The organism is Plantibacter sp. T3, assembly GCF_902506515.1.
GTDB classification, from domain to species: domain Bacteria; phylum Actinomycetota; class Actinomycetes; order Actinomycetales; family Microbacteriaceae; genus Plantibacter; species Plantibacter auratus.
Map to the genome: position 1 here is coordinate 522143 of NZ_LR733286.1, position 20504 is coordinate 542646.

Annotated in this window: 20 protein-coding genes and 1 pseudogene; 9 read left to right on the forward strand and 12 right to left on the reverse strand. The window is 69.5% G+C overall.

Annotation, left to right across the window (positions count from 1 at the left end; all coding sequences use genetic code 11):
• The first annotated feature begins 52 nt into the window (after window positions 1-52).
• The gene (locus GV015_RS02610) at window positions 53-2875 is read left to right on the forward strand and encodes an FAD-binding and (Fe-S)-binding domain-containing protein (protein WP_159880032.1); all 2823 of its coding nucleotides are present in this window, start codon (window positions 53-55) and stop codon (window positions 2873-2875) included.
• A 202-nt stretch (window positions 2876-3077) separates the two neighbouring features.
• On the opposite strand, the gene GV015_RS02615 is transcribed toward GV015_RS02610, so the two are convergent.
• Window positions 3078-3629: a hypothetical protein gene (locus tag GV015_RS02615; RefSeq protein ID WP_159876384.1), complete on the reverse strand. Its 552-nt coding sequence runs from the start codon at window positions 3627-3629 to the stop codon at window positions 3078-3080.
• Window positions 3630-3679: 50 nt separating this feature from the next.
• Window positions 3680-4399, reverse strand: coding sequence for a hypothetical protein (locus GV015_RS02620; RefSeq protein ID WP_159876386.1), 720 nt, complete (start codon window positions 4397-4399; stop codon window positions 3680-3682).
• A 144-nt stretch (window positions 4400-4543) separates the two neighbouring features.
• Here GV015_RS02620 and GV015_RS02625 point away from each other — a divergent pair, with 144 nt between their 5' ends.
• Complete coding sequence (locus GV015_RS02625) at window positions 4544-4903, forward strand: PadR family transcriptional regulator (protein ID WP_124767744.1); 360 nt, start codon at window positions 4544-4546, stop codon at window positions 4901-4903.
• Entirely contained in the window at window positions 4900-5646 is a 747-nt protein-coding gene (locus GV015_RS02630; protein ID WP_159876388.1) for a hypothetical protein, read from the forward strand. The genes GV015_RS02625 and GV015_RS02630 overlap by 4 nt, the downstream gene beginning before the upstream one ends.
• Before the next feature lie 161 nt (window positions 5647-5807).
• Here the strand turns inward: GV015_RS02630 and GV015_RS19290 are convergent.
• Window positions 5808-6470: pseudogene (locus GV015_RS19290) on the reverse strand (ornithine carbamoyltransferase); the annotation flags it as partial.
• Between the two features lie 223 nt (window positions 6471-6693).
• Between GV015_RS19290 and GV015_RS02640 the strand changes: the two are divergent.
• A complete protein-coding gene (locus GV015_RS02640; RefSeq protein WP_159876390.1) occupies window positions 6694-7086 on the forward strand; it encodes a hypothetical protein in 393 nt (130 codons plus the stop codon).
• Window positions 7087-7210: 124 nt separating this feature from the next.
• On the opposite strand, the gene GV015_RS02645 is transcribed toward GV015_RS02640, so the two are convergent.
• Together GV015_RS02645 and GV015_RS02650 are read right to left on the reverse strand one after the other, a co-directional pair.
• The gene (locus GV015_RS02645; RefSeq protein WP_159876392.1) at window positions 7211-7897 is read right to left on the reverse strand and encodes a hypothetical protein; all 687 of its coding nucleotides are present in this window, start codon (window positions 7895-7897) and stop codon (window positions 7211-7213) included.
• A gap of 81 nt (window positions 7898-7978) precedes the next feature.
• On the reverse strand, window positions 7979-8698 hold the full coding sequence (locus GV015_RS02650; RefSeq protein WP_159876394.1) for a hypothetical protein: 720 nt from the start codon (window positions 8696-8698) through the stop codon (window positions 7979-7981).
• A 133-nt stretch (window positions 8699-8831) separates the two neighbouring features.
• On the opposite strand from GV015_RS02650, the gene GV015_RS02655 reads away from it, so the two are divergent.
• The 3 genes from GV015_RS02655 to GV015_RS02665 all read left to right on the forward strand — a co-directional run bounded on the left by GV015_RS02655 (window position 8832) and on the right by GV015_RS02665 (window position 11389).
• Entirely contained in the window at window positions 8832-9668 is an 837-nt protein-coding gene (locus GV015_RS02655; RefSeq protein WP_159876396.1) for a hypothetical protein, read from the forward strand.
• Between the two features lie 113 nt (window positions 9669-9781).
• Entirely contained in the window at window positions 9782-10999 is a 1218-nt protein-coding gene (locus GV015_RS02660) for a Fic family protein (protein ID WP_159876398.1), read from the forward strand.
• A gap of 45 nt (window positions 11000-11044) precedes the next feature.
• Window positions 11045-11389, forward strand: a complete 345-nt coding sequence (locus tag GV015_RS02665; RefSeq protein WP_159876400.1) for a cupin domain-containing protein — start codon at window positions 11045-11047, stop codon at window positions 11387-11389.
• Between the two features lie 42 nt (window positions 11390-11431).
• Here the strand turns inward: GV015_RS02665 and GV015_RS02670 are convergent, their stop codons facing one another.
• From GV015_RS02670 to GV015_RS02690, 5 genes are all read right to left on the reverse strand, one after another.
• Complete coding sequence (locus tag GV015_RS02670) at window positions 11432-13225, reverse strand: cell wall metabolism sensor histidine kinase WalK (protein WP_159876402.1); 1794 nt, start codon at window positions 13223-13225, stop codon at window positions 11432-11434.
• Between the two features lie 70 nt (window positions 13226-13295).
• A complete protein-coding gene (locus GV015_RS02675) occupies window positions 13296-14483 on the reverse strand; it encodes an ABC transporter permease (RefSeq protein ID WP_159876404.1) in 1188 nt (395 codons plus the stop codon).
• On the reverse strand, window positions 14476-15177 hold the full coding sequence (locus tag GV015_RS02680; RefSeq protein ID WP_159876406.1) for an ABC transporter ATP-binding protein: 702 nt from the start codon (window positions 15175-15177) through the stop codon (window positions 14476-14478). The genes GV015_RS02675 and GV015_RS02680 overlap by 8 nt, the downstream gene beginning before the upstream one ends.
• Window positions 15174-16217 (reverse strand): hypothetical protein, encoded by a 1044-nt coding sequence (locus GV015_RS02685; protein WP_159876408.1) that lies wholly within the window; start codon window positions 16215-16217, stop codon window positions 15174-15176. Before GV015_RS02685 ends, GV015_RS02680 begins: the two co-directional genes overlap by 4 nt.
• Window positions 16214-16828, reverse strand: a complete 615-nt coding sequence (locus GV015_RS02690; protein ID WP_159876410.1) for a hypothetical protein — start codon at window positions 16826-16828, stop codon at window positions 16214-16216. The genes GV015_RS02685 and GV015_RS02690 overlap by 4 nt, the downstream gene beginning before the upstream one ends.
• A 116-nt stretch (window positions 16829-16944) precedes the next feature.
• Here GV015_RS02690 and GV015_RS02695 point away from each other — a divergent pair, with 116 nt between their 5' ends.
• On the forward strand, window positions 16945-17628 hold the full coding sequence (locus GV015_RS02695; protein WP_201299336.1) for a response regulator transcription factor: 684 nt from the start codon (window positions 16945-16947) through the stop codon (window positions 17626-17628).
• A gap of 29 nt (window positions 17629-17657) precedes the next feature.
• On the opposite strand, the gene GV015_RS02700 is transcribed toward GV015_RS02695, so the two are convergent.
• Both GV015_RS02700 and GV015_RS02705 read right to left on the reverse strand, forming a co-directional pair.
• Window positions 17658-18164 (reverse strand): hypothetical protein, encoded by a 507-nt coding sequence (locus tag GV015_RS02700; protein WP_079704234.1) that lies wholly within the window; start codon window positions 18162-18164, stop codon window positions 17658-17660.
• A 112-nt stretch (window positions 18165-18276) separates the two neighbouring features.
• A complete protein-coding gene (locus GV015_RS02705; RefSeq protein ID WP_159876412.1) occupies window positions 18277-19164 on the reverse strand; it encodes a MerR family transcriptional regulator in 888 nt (295 codons plus the stop codon).
• On the opposite strand from GV015_RS02705, the gene GV015_RS02710 reads away from it, so the two are divergent.
• Entirely contained in the window at window positions 19148-20401 is a 1254-nt protein-coding gene (locus GV015_RS02710; RefSeq protein WP_159876414.1) for a hypothetical protein, read from the forward strand. The two genes, GV015_RS02705 and GV015_RS02710, sit on opposite strands and share 17 nt — an antisense overlap.
• The last annotated feature ends 103 nt before the right edge of the window (window positions 20402-20504 follow it).

Sequence of the window (20504 nt, forward strand, 5' to 3'; positions counted from 1 at the left end):
CCGCATTCGAGAAGGAAGCCTCGTGGCACACCCGACCACCGTCCCATCCCTCATGACCGAAGCCATCGGCGAAGCCGTGGGTGACCCCTCCCGGATCCGCACCCGGGCGATCGACCTGGCCGCGTACGCCGGGGATGCATCGCACTATCTGCTGACACCGGAGGCGGTCGTCATCGCGGAGAGCGCCGCCGAGGTCGCCGCGATCCTCCGGGCGGCGACGCGGTCCGCCGCGCCCGTCACGTTCCGGTCGGGCGGCACCAGCCTGTCCGGTCAGGCCTCCGGTTCCGGCATCATCGTCGACACCAGGCAGCGGTTCAAGTCCATCGAGGTGCTCGACGACGGCAAGCGTGTCCGGGTGCAGCCGGGGGCGACGGTGGCGCAGGTCAACGCGCGACTCACGCGACTCGGCTACCGCCTCGGCCCGGATCCGGCGAGCGAGGTGGCGTGCACGATCGGCGGCGTCATCGCGAACAACTCCAGCGGCATGGCCTGCGGGATCGACGAGAACACCTACCGGACGCTGGAGTCGATGGTGTTCGTCCTCCCGTCCGGCACGACGATCGACACGGCCGACCCGACGGCCGACCAACGGCTCCACGAAGCGGAACCCGAGCTCGCCGAGGGTATCGAGCGCCTGCAGCGCCGCGTGCGATCCGACCCGGCGTCGGTCGCGTCCATCGAGCGCCAGTTCTCCCTGAAGAACACCATGGGGTACGGGATCAACGCGTTCCTCGACTTCGAGTCGCCCGTGGACGTCCTGCAGCACCTCATCATCGGCTCGGAGGGCACGCTGGCATTCGTCGCCGAGGCGACCTTCCGCACCGTCCCCGTCCTCCCACTGGTGTCGACGGCGCTGGCCGTGTTCCCCTCCCTCGACGCGGCGACGCGCGCGCTGCCCGAGCTGGTCGCGTCCGGAGCCGCGACGCTCGAGCTCATGGACGCCACGTCCCTGACGGTCGGGCAGCGTCTCCCCGGCAGCCCGGCGGAGATCCAGGGCTTCACGCCGCAGGATCACGCGGCACTCCTCGTCGAGTACCGCTCCGAGGACGCCGTCGAACTCAGGGACCGCGCGACGGCGGGCGGTGTGCTCCTGAACGGTCTGGACGTGCACGCGCCGGTGGTGTTCTCGAGCGATGCATCCCAGCGGTCGCGCGCCTGGGCACTCCGGAAGGGCCTCTACGCCTCGGTCGCGGGAGCGCGTCCCTCCGGCACCACGGCCCTCCTCGAGGACATCGTCGTGCCGACCGCCGCCCTCGCCGACACCTGCGCGAGCCTGCAGGAGCTCTTCGTGCAGCACGCCTATCGCGACTCGGTCATCTTCGGCCACGCGAAGGACGGCAACATCCACTTCATGCTGACCGACCGGTTCGAGGGCGACGCCGCACTCGGCCGGTTCAACGGCTTCACCGAGCAGATGGTCGACCTCGTCCTCGCGGCGGGCGGCAACCTGAAGGCCGAGCACGGCACGGGTCGCGCCATGGCACCGTACGTCCGCCGGCAGTACGGCGACGAACTGTACGGGGTGATGCTCGAGCTGAAGCGGTTGGTCGACCCGGCCGGGGTGATGAACCCCGGCGTGCTGATCGACGAGGATCCCCAGGCGCACCTCCAGCGGATCAAGCTCCAGCCGACCGTCGAGGAGGAGGTCGACCGCTGCGTGGAGTGCGGGTACTGCGAACCCGTCTGCCCGAGTCGCGACCTGACGCTGACGCCGCGGCAGCGCATCGTCGTCCGCCGTGCCGAGGAGTCCGCTCGCGCTCGCGGGGACATCGCCCTCGCGGAGGAGCTCGCGGACGACTACGACTACGCCGGCGTGCAGACCTGCGCCGTCGACGGGATGTGTCAGACGGCGTGCCCGGTCCAGATCAACACGGGCGCGCTGGTCAAGCGCATCCGGCGCACGGAGGCGGCTCCGGTCGCCGCCGCGGGCTGGAAGGCTGCTGCCACCGGTTGGGGGCCGGTCACGAGGATCGGTTCGGTCGCGCTCTCCGGCGCGAAGCTTTTGCCGGCCCCGGTGGTCGGTGCGGTGACGGACGTCGCGCGTGCCGTGCTCGGCGCGGACACCGTGCCGAAGTACTCGGGCGATCTGCCGGGCGGCGGACGGTCGCGGAAGGCCCTCGGCCGGACGGTGGGTGCCGGTGACGGTCCGACCGTCGGCATCTACGTCCCGGCGTGCGTGAACAGCATGTTCGGCGCGGTGGACGGCGGGGACGGCGTCATGGGCGCTTTCACCCGACTGCTCGAGCGGGCGGGCCTGAGCATGATGGTCCCCGACGGCGTGGAGTCGATCTGTTGCGGCACCCCGTGGTCGTCGAAGGGGTTCGCGTCCGGTGCTGCGGTGAACGAGCAACGCACGGTCGAACGCATCCGAGCGGCCGTGGCCGACAGTGGGCTCGTGGTCGTCAGCGACGCGTCGAGCTGCACCGAGGGCTTCGCGAAGCTCCTCAGCGAGAGCGGCGTGGTCGTCGAGGACGCGGTGGCCTTCGCCGCCCGGGAGATCTTGCCCCGGGTCGACGTGTCAGCGCAGATCGAGCAACTCGTCCTGCACCCGACCTGCTCCTCACGGCAGATGGGCCTCGACCCCGATCTCGTGCGGATCGGCGAAGCCGTGGCCGAGCGCGTGCACGTCCCGGACGACTGGGGCTGCTGCGCCTTCGCCGGCGACCGCGGCATGCTGCACCCCGAGCTGACGGCCTCCGCGACGAAGGCCGAGGCCACCGAGGTCGCCGCCCTGGGTGCCGACGCGCACGCGTCCTGCAACCGCACCTGCGAACTCGGGATGACCCGCGCCACGGGCGAGGACTACCGCCACGTGCTCGAACTGCTGGACGCCGCGTCGGCAGCGCCCGCCGAAAGCGCACGTTCCGCTCACTGAGACGCGCGTGGCGAGCGGAACGGGCACTCTCGGCGCTTGCGCCGGTTCCTAGCCCAGGCTCGCACCGTGGCATCTGCAGCGACATCGCGCCGGCTCGTCGAGGAGCTGGTCCCAGGCGGATCGTTCGCGCATGGCGTGTCTCCCGAGACGGCAGTCATGGGAGAGGAGCGGCTTCGGCCGCATAGCGCGCCTCAAGGGACGCTCATTCGGTGCCGTCGCCGGTTGATGCGAGGACATGCTCCGCGTACCCGCCACAGCCGGCGTCCTCCCAGTTGTAGCTTTCGCCCGCGAGCCGCGTGCCGACGTACGCCTTCCACTCCGGCGTGCCGACTGCGGGGAGATCGATGGAGTTGCTGCGGCGTTGATCCTCCGTCCGCTCCCACGGGAGGGAGAAGGTGAAGTCCAGGCCGAGTTCCGCCATGCATTGCGCCGCGATGAAGTTCCGGGTGACGAGCAGTTCCTGCGCCGCACGTTGCTGGGGCGTGAGCGTGCTCGGGTAGGTCACGAGCTTCGGGTCGGTGTCCGCGTCGTAGACCGGCGTTCCGAAGGTGTTGCGCCGGCGGCCGTCCGCAGTCGTGATCGTGGGATCCGGATTCAGGTACGCGGAGACATCGACGCCACGGTCCTCGAGCGGGACGAATTCGAGCGTGCCGACAGTGCGCTGTTCGGCTGCATACGCGGCCTGGGCGACCGCCGCCGCCCCGGTGCCAGCGAACACGCCGACACCGAGGGCAGCCGCTAGGAGCGCTGTCATGGTTCGCGCTCGGCTCCGAGGGACCAGACGTGCAGCTCCTGGCGTCCCCATCAGTGTTCGAACCCTGCAGCAGCGTCGGCGGCGGTGACGCAGGCGCGCTCCCAGGTCCCCTGCTCCGACTCCGGGTAGCTGGAGTCGTACGCGTATGCGTCGATGATCCACTGGTGGGTCTCTTCCGGCGACAGGCCGTCGGGCATACCGGCCGGCCGCTCGGTGTCAGCGAAGGGCGCGGTCTGCAGGGTCATGTCGACTTCACCGACGAACTCGTGGCCGCGGTCGGCCATGCAGGAGCGCATCGCGTCGATGTGGCGCTGGTACTGCGCCGCGAACGCCAGCGCGGTAGCTCGTTCCTCCGCGGTCGGGACGTACGCTGCCTCGGCCGCCGCGGACGCCGCGTCCCGCTGGACCCAGCACGGTTCCGCCGCGGCGTACCATGCCTCCTGGTCGACCTCGCTCAGCCCTGACGGCATCCCGTCGAAGGTGGTTCCGTCGAACGGGAACCCGTCCTCCACCATGCACGACTCCATCGTCAGGAGGCCCACCTGGCGGAACTCCTGCCACTTGTCCTGCAGGAAGAACTCGTCGATGTGAGCGGCATCGGTCGGTGGCGACGTCGGCGTCGGCGTCTCCGGGGAACTCGCCGAGGTCTCCGGAGCATCCGAGGAGTCCGTCGCGGGCCTCATGCTGAGCGCCTGCGCCGCCACGCCACCGAACCCGCCGGCGGCCACCAGCCCGGCCGCGACCAGGATCAAGAACTTCTTGCGAGCCATCATCTCTCCAACTTAGAACAACACGTTTATAGGAAGATAGCTCGCGAACAGGCGGGCCGCAAATTGCCCGTGATATATGGACAACTGTTGCCCACGGAGAACACAAGTGGATTTATGGGCCGATAGCTTCCGTATACTGTCCGCATGGTCAAGCGTCGCCCCGGCACCCTGTTCCCCCTCGAGCTCGACATCCTCGACGTGGGCACGGTGCTGCAGGCGTCGGAGGGGTCCTTCTACGGATTCGCGCTCGCGAAACGCCTGGCCGGCCCCGAGGGGAAACTCGCCGCGCACGGCACCCTGTACAAGGCGCTCTCGCGGATGTCCGAAGCCGGCCTGATCGAGGAGGACTGGGAGGACCACGAGATCGCGGCCGCCGAAGGTCGACCCCGAAGACGGATGTACCGCATCACGGCGGTCGGTGCCGCCGCACGGAACCGCGAGCACGCACGACTCGTCGACGAGCACCGCGTCGCGGCTCGCGTCGCCGACCAGGGGATCGCATGAGCCTGCTCCACACGAGGACGTTCAACACCACGGCACACTGGGTCCTCGCTTGGTGCGCTCAGTACACCCGCGACCTCCCCGAGGAGGTCGCGGCCGCGCGGCGCGATGAGCTCGCCTCAGACCTGCATGAGCACGCGCTCTGGGCGGACGAGGCCGGATGGTCGGCCGGGCGCCTTCGCCGGGACATCGTCCGGCGACTCGTCACCGGGAGCATCCACGACGTGACCTGGCGCGTCCACCAGCTCGGTCGCAGCGCACTGGCCGACCCACGCCACGGCAAGACCGTGCGGACCGCTCAGCGCATCACGTCCTGGATGCTCGCGCTCGGCGTCACCCTGACCGTCCTCGGCGGGTACACCTACGCGCGGATCATCCGCGCCATCATCATCGACGACCTCCGGGTCCCGCCGCTGATGGCGATGCTCGTCGGTGTGCTAGCCGTCCTGTCATTGGTCGGGACCGCACTGACAGCCCGACGCCGCACTCGCATCGCCGGTGCGGTCGCGCTCGCGCCGCCCACGCTCCTGCTCGGGTACGTCGCCGTCGAATCGCTCAGCCTGATCAGCGCCACCGGTGTGCAGATCGCCTTCTGGGCCGACCACCTGACGGCGACCGCCGGAAGCCTCGGGCTCCTCGCCGCCGGTGTCGGGATCAGTTCCCTCCTCGGCCTCGTCGCTGCCGCGATCTGGTGGTGGCCGCCCACCACGTCGATGCCGGCGACCGAGGCGGGCGCGGAGAGCTGACCACGGAAGTGGTGGCGCTGCAGCTCAGGACATCCCGATGGCGAACGCCATGATCGCCTGCTGCACCGGGAGCAACGCGCCTTGAACCGGTGACCGACGAAGGCGGGGTGCCGGATGGCGTCGGCGCTGACCTCCTCGCCGCGCGTGAACGGCGGGCAGGGGTTGAGCAGGACGCCGGCCGGTGCGCTGTCGAGCAGGGCTGCGGTGATCTGGAACGGCTCCAGTTGCGCCACATGCTCGCCGAACCCGTCGGTGAGGATGACGTCGGCCGTGCGGACGGCGGTTTCCAGATCGTCGGTCCACACTGCACCGGGGATCGCGAGGTCCGCGGGGCAGCACTGCGCCAGATCGAGACCCAGCACTCTGGCGGCTTCCTGCCATGCCTGGGCGATGTTGCCGTCGGCGCCGACGAAGAGGAACCGCTGCCCGTCGAGCCCGCGCCGCTCACGGATCGCAAAGAGGTCGGACAGCACTTCGCAGGGGTGATTGACGTCGGTCATCGCATTCACGACGGGGAGCGCCGCGGCCTCGGCCAGCTGTTCGAGGACGCCGATGTCGCCGTGCCGCACGATCATGATGTCGGCCCACGACTCGAGGTACCGGGCGACGTCGGTGAGCGCCTCCGACTTGTCGAGGGTCTCGCTGGGGAACACGATCGGCTGCAGCCCCATCAGGGCGACCCCGCGCTCGAAGGAGACCCGCGTGCGCAGGCTGGTCGGCGGGAAGAACATGACGGCGGATCCGTCGCGGTAGGCCTCGGCGAGACGGAACACCTCGTCGACGTCCGCGGGTGACCAATCGTCCAAGCGAACCAAGTTGCGCATCGCGCAAGCCTACGGACGATTCGAGCGTCGCTCGGAGACCGGCGACCCAAGCCGACACTCTCGACTGCCCGTGCTCAGCGCGTTACGGCGAGACGGATACCGAACCCGGTGACCGCGGTGCCGGCGACGACATCGAGGGTCGTGGCGACCGCGGTGAGCCCTCGGCGGTGGCCTTGCCCACGCCGAGATGACGGGCGAGTCCCTGATGCGTCACAATACCGGCATGGACGACACCGGAAGCCTTCGACGATCGGTCTCGTGGTGGGTGCTGCTCGCGGTCGGGCTGGCGTCCGTCGTGGCGATGGGCGTGCTCGCGTTCATCCCGTCGACCGTCCACGAGCGGGTCGACGGCGATGATCATCCCGGATACACCACCGTGTGCTCATCCGTGGTCGTCGCCGGCTGGCCCCGCGAGCTCGGCGCGGGAGGCGACCGGATGGTCGCTCGCGGGATCGTCTCGACAGACACCTCGGAGCCGCCCTACGACGTCTGCGCCAATCGGCGCTCCCTCTCCGCCGCGGGGATGGCGGTACTCACCATCCCAGCCAGCTCGCTGCTCGTCCTCGCCGGGGGCTCCGTTCGCCCGGCCCGCCACGCCGGAACACGCATCCGGTGACCGTGGATGACGACTCGGACCGACATCCAGCCAGGAGGTGATCGTCGACAGACCGACGACCAGGGCTTCCAAGCCGAATGACCCCGCACTCCACTGCCCCCACCATGGGCAGGGCAGGCGTCGACTACGGTGCGGGATCCGGTCGCGCGCGACCTGCGAGGAAGGCCCCGACGAGTTCAGTCTCGTAGTAGGTGCTCAACGACATGTCCAGTTGCGGCTCTCGGAGTGCCGGGTCGGCCCCACGCTGGCGGAGGAGGTCGAAGATCCGCGAGAGGTCTTCGACGAGTTCCGGGTTCAACGGTCTGCCGTCTCGCGCATCGGGCTGTCCGTGCGGCCTGCGAGGAAGGACGTCGTGTGCTGCGCGTGCGGCGCGACCGAGCGGCGTGCATCCTTTCGAATCCACTGCGCGTACATCGGCGCCCGCATCGAGCAGCGCCACGACGACGCTGTACGCGTCGTCCGACTTCGATGCGCTGTTCACCGTTCGAAACGCTCGCTCCGACTGCGCAGTGAACGTCTGACGCATCCAGCGTGAGCGTTGCACTGCAGCCAAGAGCGCATCGTGGAGCACGGGTTTGGCCCATCCACTCGGCGAGTCGACGTCGATGAACCCGGGGTCGGCGCCGCTCGCCAGCAAGAAGTGCGCGATGGCGAATTCACCGGAACGGACTGCCACCTGCAGAGTGGATTGTCCGGCGTACTGCTTCGGCGTACCCGCGGCGACGGCTCCGACGACCGACGGATCCTGTGCGATCCGGTCTCGGACCTGCTGCTCGGCCCCGTTGACGATGTCCGTGAAGATTGCGCGCATGGCCCCATCCTCACCCACTCGGTGGCCGGTCTCGTGTCCGACGCTCTGTGGCGGACACGAGACCGACTCTCGACAGACCGATCAGTGACCGGGCCCACCGTAGGCGGCGTCGGCGACGAATCCGCAGGACGCCTCCCAGGTGCTCTGCTCCGACTCGGGGAAGGAGTAGTCGTAGCCGGTGGCATCCAACTTCCACTGGTGGCTCTCCTCCGGAGACAGGCCGTCGGGCATCCCGGTCGCCTGCTGACCTTCGGGATACGGGTAGGCCTGGAGCGTCATGTCGACGGCGCCCACGAACTCGTGGCCGCGATCAGCCATGCACGAGCGCATCGCATCGATCCAGCCCTGGTACTGCGTCGCGAACCCCAGTGCCGTGGCACGCTCCTCCTCGGTCGGCACGTAGGCCGCCTCGGCAGCAGCGGTCGCCGCGTCACGCTCCTCACGACAGGGGACCGCGGCCGCCTGCCAGGCGTCCTGGTCGGCCTCGCTCAGACCTGGCGGCATCCCGTCGAAGCTGGTGTCGTCGAACCCGAACCCCGCTTCAGTCATGCAGGACGCCATCGCGGCTGTACCAACCTCGAAGAATCGCTGCCAGAGGCCCTGCAGGTAGAACTCATTGATGTGCGTGGACTCGGTGGGCGGCGTGGTCGCGGTCGGCGTCGCGCTCTCGGTCGGCGTCGCGGTCGCCTCCGCCGGCGCCTTCGCGGAGCTCGCCACGGCCTGCGCCGCCACACCGCCGAGTCCGCCGGCGACCACCAGTCCGGACGTGAGCAGTACCAGGATCTTCTTGCGAATCATCATCTCCCCCAATGTTCATGGAACGTGTTTATAGGAAGATAGCTTCCCCAAGCGGATGTCGCAACCGGTTACTGAGTCGGAACACGTCTCTCGGCCACTCGTCGAGCAGTGCGGCGGTGCCTCTACCCTGGGTTCTGTGAGCATTCCTCGGAACGACAGTGGGCCGGTGCGTGGCTGGCTCGGCCCGGATTGGGAAGCGAGCGTCGATCCTCGCCGCCTCGACGAGTTGCGGTGGAGCATCGAGCAGGAGATCAGCACCCTCGGCGGCTTCCGTCGCCGGTTGAAGACTGAAGGCGAGTACTCCATACTCGGGCTGGTGCTCGGGATCCCGTTCCTGATCCCACAGGTCTTCGGACTGGTCGATGCCTTCACGACAGCATCCGAGCCCGGCATCGGCGTGCTCGGGGAATGGCTCTCGAGGCCGGCCGTGGCAGGGTGGGTCGCCACGGGCCTCCTGCTGATCGCCATCTCGGTGGTGTCGATACAGGTGCGTCTCCGGCGAGAGTTCGGGATCTTCCGCAAGGACGGCTGGGTCGCCCTGCAGGCACCGAGCGGCCTCGCCGAATGGGGTGGCGAGGGTTCGCCCACCATCACGTACGACCAGCGTCTGGTCGGCGGCAGGGGTGAAGCTCGCGCTCGTGATCTCCAGAAGCCGTTCATGCTCGTCTCAGGCCCGCGGATGCCGACGTGGGTGTTCGCAGGCGCCCTGCGCACGGTCCGCGCGGCCACGGTGGCGCATGCATTCGACATCCACCGACTGGCGGTGCTCAAGCAGCAGATCGGCGTCTTTCGCGCCATTCCCGCGACGGTGGTGTTTCCACAAGCGGACGGTTGCCTGTTCGGCGCCCAGGACGAGGGGTTGCTCACCGTGGCCCTTCCGCGACCAGTGAAGGGCGGGCAGCGGATCCGTCTCGCCCGGGTCAAACTCTCTCGCGCCGAGCGGGAGAGCGTCATGATCGGCCATCCGTCCTGATCACCGATGTACCCGAGGCCGTCCCGACCGTGGTGATCGCCGTCGCGTTCACCATGCTTGGGATCGCGATCTGTATTCGGGGTAATTCCAGTAAACCCGAATAAGGTGTCACCATGATCTCGCTTAACGACTCCGCTGGGCTGGAGAGGTCTTGGCCGGCGACGGGCTACGAACCGCGGCCATGGACGCACGACAGCGACGCGGTCGCGTCCAAGCGACGCCGCCGGTTGGCCGCGGGCCAATACCAGGCGGCAGTCCCACCCTTCATCGCGGATCTGTCTGTCGAGCTGCCCGCGGACCTCGTGGCGGCAAGCGAGGACGCCGGCCGCGAGCTGACCCGCTTCGACGCCGAGGTCGGCACCCTCGCGGCTCCGTTCTCGTCGATCCTGCTGCGGACCGAGAGCGCATCGAGCTCCGAGGTGGAGCATCTCACCTCGAGCGCGAAGCAGGTGGCGCTCGCCGAGATCGGCGACTCGACGTCGGTCAACGCCAAGCTCGTCGTGCAGAACGTCGCCGCCATGGAGGCGGCCGTGGCGTTGGCGGATCGCTTGGACCCCGAGGCGATCCTCACGATGCACCGCGCACTGCTGGAGCGGTCCGATCCCGACATCGTGGGTCGGTGGCGCGACGACCAGGTGTGGATCGGCGGAACCGGCTTCTCCCCGCACGGCGCTGCATTCGTCCCCCCGCACCAGGATCGTGTGCCTGAGCTCATGGCGGATGTGATGACTTTCGCGAACCGTCTCGATGTGCCCGTCATGGCGCAGATCGCGATCGCTCACGCTCAGTTCGAGACGATCCACCCTTTCCCGGACGGCAACGGACGCACCGGCCGCGCGCTCGTGCAGGGCATGCTGCGGGCAGCAGACGTGACGAGGAACGTCACTGTACCCGTGTCCGCTGGCCTGCTCGGCGACACTGACCACTACTTCCGCGCGCTCACGGCGTACCGATCCGGTGACGTGCGCCCGATCATCGAGACGATGACGGAAGCCGCGTACGCGGCGGTCGCCAACGGCCGAACGCTGGAACGCGACATCACGTCGATCGCAGAGCGGTGGGACGAAACCGTGAAGGTGCGCAGCGACTCATCCGTGCAGCGTCTGAAGCAACTGCTCCTGCGGCAGCCGGTGATCACGACGTCGCTCGTGGCATCGACCCTGGGGCTGCACTTCTCGACGGCAGACACCTCGGTGCAGAAGCTCGTCGACGCCGGGATCCTCGTCCAGTCCAGCGCGGGCCGACGAAACCGCCACTGGCAGGCCAGCGAGGTCCTGCAAGCACTGGATGAGTTCGGCGCACGGGCACGTCGTCGGCGGGGACGTCTCTGACCGTCGGCCTGGCCCGGCATCGCTAACCACTGGCATCATCGACCCATGAGTGCATCCCCGATCGAACGAACGACCCTGAGCACGGTGACGCTCGATGGGGCTCCGAGCTTCGCCTCAGTCGAAGTGCGACGCATCACGATCGCCCCCGACTTCCACGTCGGGCCGCACTGGCACAACGGCCCGGTCTTCGGCACCATCGAAACCGGCTCCGTGAACTTCCACGTGGGGACCGGGCCTCAGACCGTCCTGCGCGCCGGCGACACCTTCACCGAGCCGGCGAACGAGACGATCGTCTTCGACGCGACCGACGAGGGCGTCACCTTCCTCGCCTGGTTCCCGATGCCGGCCGGCGTCGAGCCGGAACTGACGATGGGCGACGCACCGAACTGAGACCGACCTGCAACCAGAGGCTCTGACGCGAAGCGGATTCCCTCACTCCGGCACGCGCGCAGGCAGCGACAGCTCGAAGCGGCTGCCCTCGCCGAGGGCGCTCTGCGCGACGAGCGTGCCGCCCAACGCCTCAGCGAGGCCGCGGGCGATCGAGAGACCGAGGCCGGTGCTCTGCCCGGCGCGGACCCGAGACGGCTCGCCGCGCCAGAGCCGGTCGAAGACCCGCGGCAGGTCTGCCGGGGCGATGCCCTCGCCGGTGTCGACGACCGCGATCCGCACCAGGTCGTCAGCGGTCACCGCTTCGAGGTCGACACGACCGCCCGGCGGCGTGTGGCGCAGAGCGTTCGAGAGCAGATTGTCGAGGATCTGCCGCAGCCGCGCAGGATCGGTCTCGAGCGGCAACGGCCCCGAGAGCTCGACGTGCAACGCGATGTCCGTGCTCGCCGCCTGCGCTCGGTACGCTTCGCCGAGCTCTCGCACGATCACCGCCGCGTCGCACGCCCTGCGCTCCAGCACGAGGTCGCCGGCCTCCGCGAGAGCGAGGAGCTGCAGGTCCCCGGTGATCCGCTCCATCCGCCCGGCCTCGTCGAGCACGAGCCGGCGGAGTGCCGCATCGTCGAGACCGAGACCGTCGTCAGCCGCCTCGACCCATCCGCGGATGTTCGTGAGCGGGCTGCGCAGTTCGTGGGCGATGTCGCCGAGTAGCCGTCGCCGTGACGCTTCGTGTCCAGCGATCTCACCGGACATGCGGTCGAACGCGGCGCCGACGCCGGCGAGGTCATCGCGAGCGGGCAACGCCGCGCGGGCCTCACGATCGCCCGCGCTGAACCGATCGACCGCGGTCTCGAGTCGGCGGGCACTACGGAGGGTCGGCACAACGATGAGCGCCGCGGCCACCGCCAGGAGTGCGAGCAGCACCACGACGAACACGCCCACGCGGGCGATCGATCCAGGACTCGCGTCGAGCGGGCCCTGCGCGTCACCTCGCTGGTCGGTGAGCACCACGTTCACGGCAGGCGCCGTCGTCGCCCGAGCCTGGTCGATGCGCGCCTGCAGCAGGCACCCGTCAGCCGAGTCGTCGCCGGTCGGGACGGTGCGCAACGCGAGCTGCGCAGGGGCGCTCGACGGAGACAGATCGAGTTCGACGTCGGTGACCAGCGGCGCGTTCGCGGCGAGCAGGCAGGCGTTCGTGCGATCACGGAGCTCGTCGAGGGCGACCCGCTCGCTCGGCAGCGGGGTGTTCAAGGCGGCACGGCCACAGTCCGGTGCATCGTCGTACCCGTTGACCACGGGGCGGCCGCTCCCCCACACGCCGGTGTCGACGACCGCATCGCCCAGGCACGCCACCACCGCGGCGGCCTGCCCGGTGAGCTGGTCACGTTGCGCATCGTCGAGCGAGAACGGCCCGCTGATGCCGTCGGGCAGACGCAGTTCGGATGTCACCGGGTCCCCGAGGGGCTCGAGCGGGTCGAGCAATCGGGTGGAGGTCGCCGGACGGGGCAGCTCGGGCGCCGTGTCGGCGATCACCGTTCCGACACCGTCGACCACGGCGATCCGACGCCCGGTCTCCTGGCTGAGCAGCAGCAGCGTGGACCCGACGTCGCTCCAGTCGGAGTGACTCCCCGCCCACGTCCTGAGCGCATCCAGCACCTGCTCGTCTCGCACGAGATCGGCACCGGACGCCTGCTCGTCGTACCGGTACTCCGAGGTCTGAGCCAGCCAGACCGTACCGCCGGCCGAGGCGAGCACGAGCAGCAGTCCAGCCGCGAGATAGCGCGCGAGCAGCCGTGGCACGCGTCGGGGCCCAGCGGTACCCGCTCTTCTGCTGTTGCTCATGTCGTCGGCCATGCTCTCATCACTTTCCATCCCGGACCGCATCCGCGCACCCGCGCACCGTCGGACCCGCTCAGGTCGCGGCGAGCGCCGCGGTCGGCGACTGGCGGGCGGCGCGGATGGACGGTGCGAGTCCGGCGACGGCGCCCGTCACCAGCGCGGCGCTCATGCCGGACAGGATCGTCTCCACCGGAACGACCAGCGGCCAGCCCTGCAGACCGCTCCAGGCCGCGGTTCCGAGGAGACCGAGCATGACTCCGGATACGCCGCCCAGCGCGCAGAGCAGGATGGCCTCCACGAGGAACTGCGCCTGGATCTGACCGCGGTGGGCGCCGAGCGCTCGTCGCAATCCGATCTCCCGGCGGCGCTCGAGCACGGAGACGAACATCGTGTTCGCGATTCCGATGCCTCCGATCACGAGTGCGACTGCCGCGAGCGCGAGGAAGAGTCCATCGAAGCTTGATCGGGCAGCAGCCTTCGCGGCGAGCACGGCTGACGGCTGGCTCACCTGCACGAGTCCGCTCGCCCCCGGGGAGAGGGTTGCGGCGACGACCGGCCGCAAGGCGTCGATCGACGCCTCGACACCCGTGACGTAGGCGACCGTCGGTGCGCCGTCGAAGCTCAGCCAACGCCGAGCGGCAGCATCGTCGACGAGGACCGCCGACTGCACGTCGGCGGAGAGCGGCGTCGCTGTGAGCACGCCGATCACGGTGAACGCGACGCCGTCGACGTCGATCGTGACCGGCCGATCGGGGAGCTGCGACAGGCCGAGCCGATCAGCGGCGTCGATGCCGAGCACGGCCGTCGGCAGGTCGCTCCCGTCGAGCCAGCGGCCGGAGGTCACGTCCGTTCGCAGCACCTCGCGAAGATCACCGCGGACCGCGAGTGTGGTCAGCCCGGTCTCCGGGTATCCGCGGAGCTCGTTGCTGCGGACGGGGGCGTGGGCGTTGCCGACCGTCGCGGCATCCTTCACGGTTCCGATGCGCTGCAGCATGCCGAGTGCCTCGGCCGGAAGCGGCACGGGGGTTCCGTCTGCGCCTGCGCGAGGGTCGGCTCGCAGCAGGTCCGCTCCGAGCGCCGTGAGCTGTTGATCGAGCGCGGCCTGGGAGGACGCGGGCACGGCGGTGACGGTCACCAGTGTCGCGATGCCGATGGCGATCCCGATGGTCGAGAGCACGGCGCGAAGCGGTCGGGTGCGAAGCCCGACCGTGCCGACGGCGAGCAGATCCCGGGGGTCGAGACGTCTGCGACGCTCACGCATGCGGCACCGCCCTGGTGTCGGTCCGGGTGTCGGTGATGATGCGGCCGTCCCGCAGCTCGATGCGTCGTGGCAGTCGTGCGGCGAGCTCGACGTCATGGGTGATGACGACGACGGTGGTGCCCTCGTCGTGCAGTCGCTCGAGGAGGCTGAGCACGCGTTCGCCGTTCGCCGTGTCGAGGGCGCCGGTGGGTTCGTCGGCGAGGACGACGAGCGGGTCGGTCACGATCGCCCGGGCGATGGCGACCCGCTGTCGTTCACCGCCGGAGAGGTCCTGCGCCGCGTGCCCGATGCGGTGCTCGAGTCCCACGCGCTCGAGTGCCGCGCGGGCGAGGTCACGGCGCTCCCGCCTGGGAACGCCGCTGTAGAGCAGCGCCATTGCGACGTTCTGTTCTGCGGTCACGCCGTCGGTCAGATGGAAACCCTGGAAGACGAACCCGATCGAGCTCCCGCGCAAGGTGGACAGCGCGCGATCCGTGAGGTCGCGGGTGTCGGTGCCGCCGATGCGGACCACGCCGGCCGTGGGACGGTCGAGGGTGCCGAGGACGTTGAGCAACGTCGACTTGCCTGCGCCGGATCGTCCGACGATCGCGGTGAGTTCACCCGCGTCGATCTGCAACGAGACGTCGTCGAGTGCAGCGACTCCGCCGGGGTGGACGCGGCTGACGTGCTCGAGCTCGAGTGCCGGCGTCGTCATCGTGCAGACACCACCGTCATGCCGGCCTCGATCCCTGCACCGCTGACCTCGACCCGGTCGTCTGCGATGAGGCCGATCTCGACGCCGTGGAGTCGGCCGCGGTCGTCCTGCAGCGCGTAGCCGCCTTCGGCGAGCGCCACGAGCGCGGCGACGGGCACGATCAGCACGTCCGGCACGGATCTCGTGACGACCCGAACGGTCACGGCGGCGGCGTCGACGCCCACGAGTGCAGCCTGATCGTCGATCGCGACGAGCGCGCGGACCTTCGCGTCGGCTCCTTCCCCGGTCGTGGTCACCGTGACGATGGACCCGCCGACGGCGCGCCCGTCGGGCAGTTCGATCGTCGCTTTCGCGCCGACCCCGATGACTCCCGCGTCCTGCGCCGGGACCGACGCATCGACGACGCGTGTCGTTGGCGTGACCGAGAACGGCTGACCGCCCGCCGCGTCGCCGAGGCGTGCCGTCACTGCGGCGATGCGACTCGGCGCACTCAAGACGACCACGTCGGCGGGGGCCAGCGTGCCGGTGCACTCCAGGCCGAGCGATTCCTGCCAGTCCCTGACAGCCTCCGTGAACTCCCACCCGGCCTCGAAGGTCTCCGGATCACTGCGGCTGAGATGTCCGAGGTCCATCAGGTTCGAAGCGACCATACTCACGTCCGCCCCCTCCATCCCCGAGCCGTCGATCGCGCGATAGAGCGGAAGCGCTCCGATCAGCACCGGCACCGGTCGCTCGTTCGCGCGCAGTGCCACGGATCCCCGATCGAGTGTCGCGCCGACGTCGGGCAACCCGGTGATGATGCCGTCGGCCTTCGTCGTCACGGGGACCGCGGTACCGAAGCCGACGGTGCCGTCGAGGTGAGCGGTCTGCACGAGCTCACCCCGCTCGACGACCGCGGTGGCCGGCGCGGCGGTCTGCTCGACCGGGGCTGCGTCGGCCACGGGCCGGAGGAACAGGGCGGCTCCTCCGGCCCCCGCCGCGAGGACGGCACAGAGCACGAGCGATCCGACGAGCGCGGTGCGGCGACGCGACCGGGTCATTCGGCGCTCCCATCCGATGCGGACACCATGCAGGCGTCCACGTACTGCATCCCCAGTGAGATCGAGGTGGTGTCGTTGGCCTCGCCACCGAAGGCGAGGTTGATCCGGCCGAACGCATCCGGCTCGGTGATCTCGACCTCGCGGACACCGCGTTCGTGCAGGCAGTCCACCACGCGCTGCGCGAACCGCAGGGCGTCCGGGTTCTGAGCGTCGAGCTCCCACGGCGGCAAGGGCGCCACGCGTTGGCAGAGCGCCTCGGCCTCGGCGAACCCCGCGAGATCCTCTGCGACGCCGCCGCTGACCGCGTCTCCATCACCGCCCGTCGGAGCGTCCGGCGTCGCCGGGCTGTGGTCTGCGAGACAGCGGTCCCGTGGCTTCCACGCGTCGGCCTCCTCCTCATCCGACATGTCGAGACGCAGACGCACGGGCTCGCCGTACTTCGCGACGAGCGGGTCGGCGACCTCGGTGGGCGTCGGAGCGGCGGTCTCCAACGTCGCGATGCCTCCGTCTCCGGACTGATCGGCGGACGGTGCAGCGCAAGCGGTGAGTGCCGCCAGGAGCGCCAGGGCACCCGCGGCGGCGGTCAGGGATCGGTGGATGATGCGTGTCACGGTTCCTCCTCGTGTCATGAGCGGCTGTGACCCACGCTCGCCGAGGGATGTGAAGGACTTGTGAGCGATCGGTCCGGAGCCCGACCGCGCGCCGAGCCCGTGCCTAGGATCGGATCGTGACCAGAGTCTTGATCGTCGAGGACGATGCCCTGCAGTCGGAGCTCGTCCGCCGCTACCTCGAACGGGAGGGGCACGACGTGACCGTCCTGGCCGACGGGGCCGAAGCGCTCTCCGAGGTGCGTCGCTCCGCGCCCGACCTGCTCATCCTCGACGTCATGCTCCCCGGGGCCGACGGCCTCACGATCTGCCGCACGCTTCGCGAGGAGCAGTTCGACCTCCCGATCCTGCTCCTCACCGCACGCTCCACCGAGAACGACCTGCTACTCGGGCTCGAACTCGGTGCCGACGACTACCTCGCGAAGCCCTACAGCCCCCGCGAACTCGTCGCCCGGGTCCGAGCGCTGTTGCGACGAGCCCGCCGCACGGTGCCGGCCTCGACGGTCATCACCGTCGGAGACCTCGAGATCGACCCGGACCGGCATCGAGCCACCCTCGCGGATCGGCTGCTCGACCTCACGCGTGCCGAGTTCGACCTCCTCGAGGAGTTCGCTCTGCATCCCGGCATCGTCCTCAGCCGTGCCCGCCTGCTCGATCGTCTCCACGGGACCGACCGCTGGATCGGAGGCCGCACCATCGACACCCACGTGAAGAACCTCCGGGCCAAGATCGAGTCCGATCCACAGCAGCCCACCCGCCTCGTCACCGTCTACGGGGTCGGGTACGCCCTCCACGCGGGCTGAGCGAGGCCCGGACGCCTCGCGAGACTGGCTCAGGTCAGGACAGGCAGTGCCCAGAAGCTCAGCACGGCACCCGAGACGAGCACCAGCCCGGCAGCACACACGAGGCCCGCGCTGATCCTCCTGGCGAGACCGAGACGTCGACGCAGGCCGGAGACGGTCTCGACGTGCATCGCGAGTTCTCCTGCGAAACGACGGCTCAAGGCGTCGTCCGCCGGTGTGGTCGGAGCGGCGGTCGTCGGCTCGGACAGCCGCTCCACGGCGCGGGCAGAGGCGTCGATCCGCAGCTGCACCGCTCCCGCGACCTGGTGGGCGACGACTCCGACAGCCAAGAGCGACGCCCCGAGCGAGATCACGATGACCGGCAGGGTCTGCGCCAGCTCCTCCTCGGAGTAGTCGTCCAGTGGGCCCACCGCCGCCGCCGTTGCGACGAAACCGACGCCCAACACGGCCAAGAGCACGACCAGCGCTCCGGGCCAGGTGGAGAGCGGCTCATCGACGAGTTTCCGGAAGCCCTGGATGTTCTGCGTCTGCTCCATGCACCGAACCTACCCGTGTCGGTGACACCGAGCAGCGCGGATGATCAGGTCATGAAGACGAGGACGGGCACGGTGACGCCCAGCCGCGACACGGACGATCGCGGTCGACGACTCAGCGTCCGAGCGCGGGCGCGACGTCGAGCGCATCGAGTTCCAGGACCAGTTCCATGCACCGCAGGCGTGCGCGGGAGAAGTCGTAGGGCATCATCCGGACGGCGTCGGTGAGGCTCGTCGAGCCGCACGTCGAGCCTGCGCCGTCCTCGTCGTCGGGAAGGGGGTGGGAGTCGTCCCACGCGTCGAAGCGGTCGTCGTCAGTCTGCGCCAGGCCGGAGTCCTCGATGACCGCACGGAGAACCGCCTCGAAGGCATGCCGTTCGGCGGCGATCTCCGCCACGCGGGGATCGTCGACCGCGACCGTGTCGTCGAGTGCGGCTTCGGCGGCGTCGACTCGGTCGGACTCCTCCCGCAGCTCCGGGTGGGTGGCCAGGGCGATGAACCGCGACGCCTGGACGGACGCGCCGAGCCCGCCGAAGATCCGTTCGGTCACGAGCAGGGTGTCCAGGTCGTCCTGCCGCAGAGCGCCCTCGGGCAGGTCTGTGAGGCGGTCGCTCACGACGTCGGAGAGCAGCCCTAGCCTGCTGCCCTGCGCACGCATGCGCTGCACAGCGGTCCGCTGCTGCTCGAGTTCCGCCTGCCGAGCGACGAGGGAGCCCTCCAGGCGGTCCAGGATGCGTGTGACATCGTCGTCGGTGTCGGTGATGCCATCCGCGAAGGCGTCGCGGATGTCGTCGAGGGCGATGCCGGCGTCCGCCATCCGACGGATCCACAGCAGCCGGATCATCTCGTCGTAGCCGTAGCGGCGGCGATCGTCACTCCCCCGCTCGGGCTCAGGGAGCAGACCGATCTGGTGGTAGTGACGGATCGCCCGTGGGGTGGTGCCGACGAACGCAGCGGCGCCTCCGATCGTGACCTGGCGCGGTGGGGTGAAGGACGAGAACATGTGGGGGGCCTTCCTCGGTGGGCGGAATACGTCCACTGCACCACATGACGCTACGGCAGGTGCAAGTCCGCGCACGATGTGGCGTCCAGTTGCTCACGCGTTCCGTCGGACCCCAGCCAGTGAGCGGCCCGCCGCCGTGATGATGGGGAGCGGTCCCCATCTGCTCGGCGGCACGGGGACAGTACTGTTTGGCCATGGGGAATCGCATCACACTCGTCGGATTGAACCAGTGAGTCTCCGGGGCGCACCGCCAGTGGAGGTGCAGAGCGCGACCGCGAGGCCGCCGGTCAGGCGTTCTGCACGCGTTCCGCACCTCGCCGCCGTCGTCTGCGCCGTCGCCCTCGCGCTCACGGCCTGTGCACGTCCGATCGACACGGACGATTCCGACAGCATCGCTCTCGTCGAAGCGTTCTTCGCACACCTCGAGGCGGGTGAAGCGACCGAGGCAGCTGCGTTGACCAGCATCGACTTCCCCGAGGAGTTCATCGACGACGACTTCTACCGCGCGTCCGACGCGCTCCCATCTGACGCGCGCATCGTCAAGACGACGGGCTATGACGCAGGCGGGTTCACCGCCACCGTCGAATACACGCTCGAGGGCGCCGAGGGAACCGGACGGCTCGAACTCAGGGTTGTTCCTGAAGAAGGAGAACTCAGGATCGCCAGCTGGCGAGGGGACGGCCCGATCACGATCAGCCGCATGGAGTCGGTCGGTACCGTGACCGTCAACGATCAGCTGAAGTACGTGCTCGCTGAGGACGGAAACGAGTTGCAGCTGCTCCCCGGCGCCTATGCCGTGGCCTTCGAGGATCCGACCGGCTTGGTGAAGCTGATCGGGAAAGAGGATGCGTTCACCGCGTACGTCCCGGATCTGGTCGATGCCGATGGACAGGCCACGGGAGACGGCTTCAGCTTCTCGCCGGCGTTCATGTCAGACGTGGAACCCGGACTGGCCGCGGCGATCGAGGGGCTGCAGGCGGCATGCGGGGCCGAGCACTTCGTCGGACCGTCCTGTCCGGAAGAGCTGACGAGTGTGCTGCCAGGACCGCTCGGTGATGCGGTGACGGCTGAATGGTTCCGCGAGCCGGGTCCGGAGATCGTGTTGATCGACGGCGAGTATCACGCCACGTCGGCGTTCCGGATCCGCTTCTCCGACGACGCCCTGCCCATCCTGACCGTCTCCTACACAGGAGTGTTGACCCGTGACGCTGCTGGCGCCATCGCCTTCACCCGCTGAGGTGCTGGGCCTCTTTAGCCGGTCCACGGTGGGCTCGTCCTGCGGGCTGTCAAACCCGGCGCGGCCCCACCGGGCACACGTCCTGTCAGCACACCGGATGAGC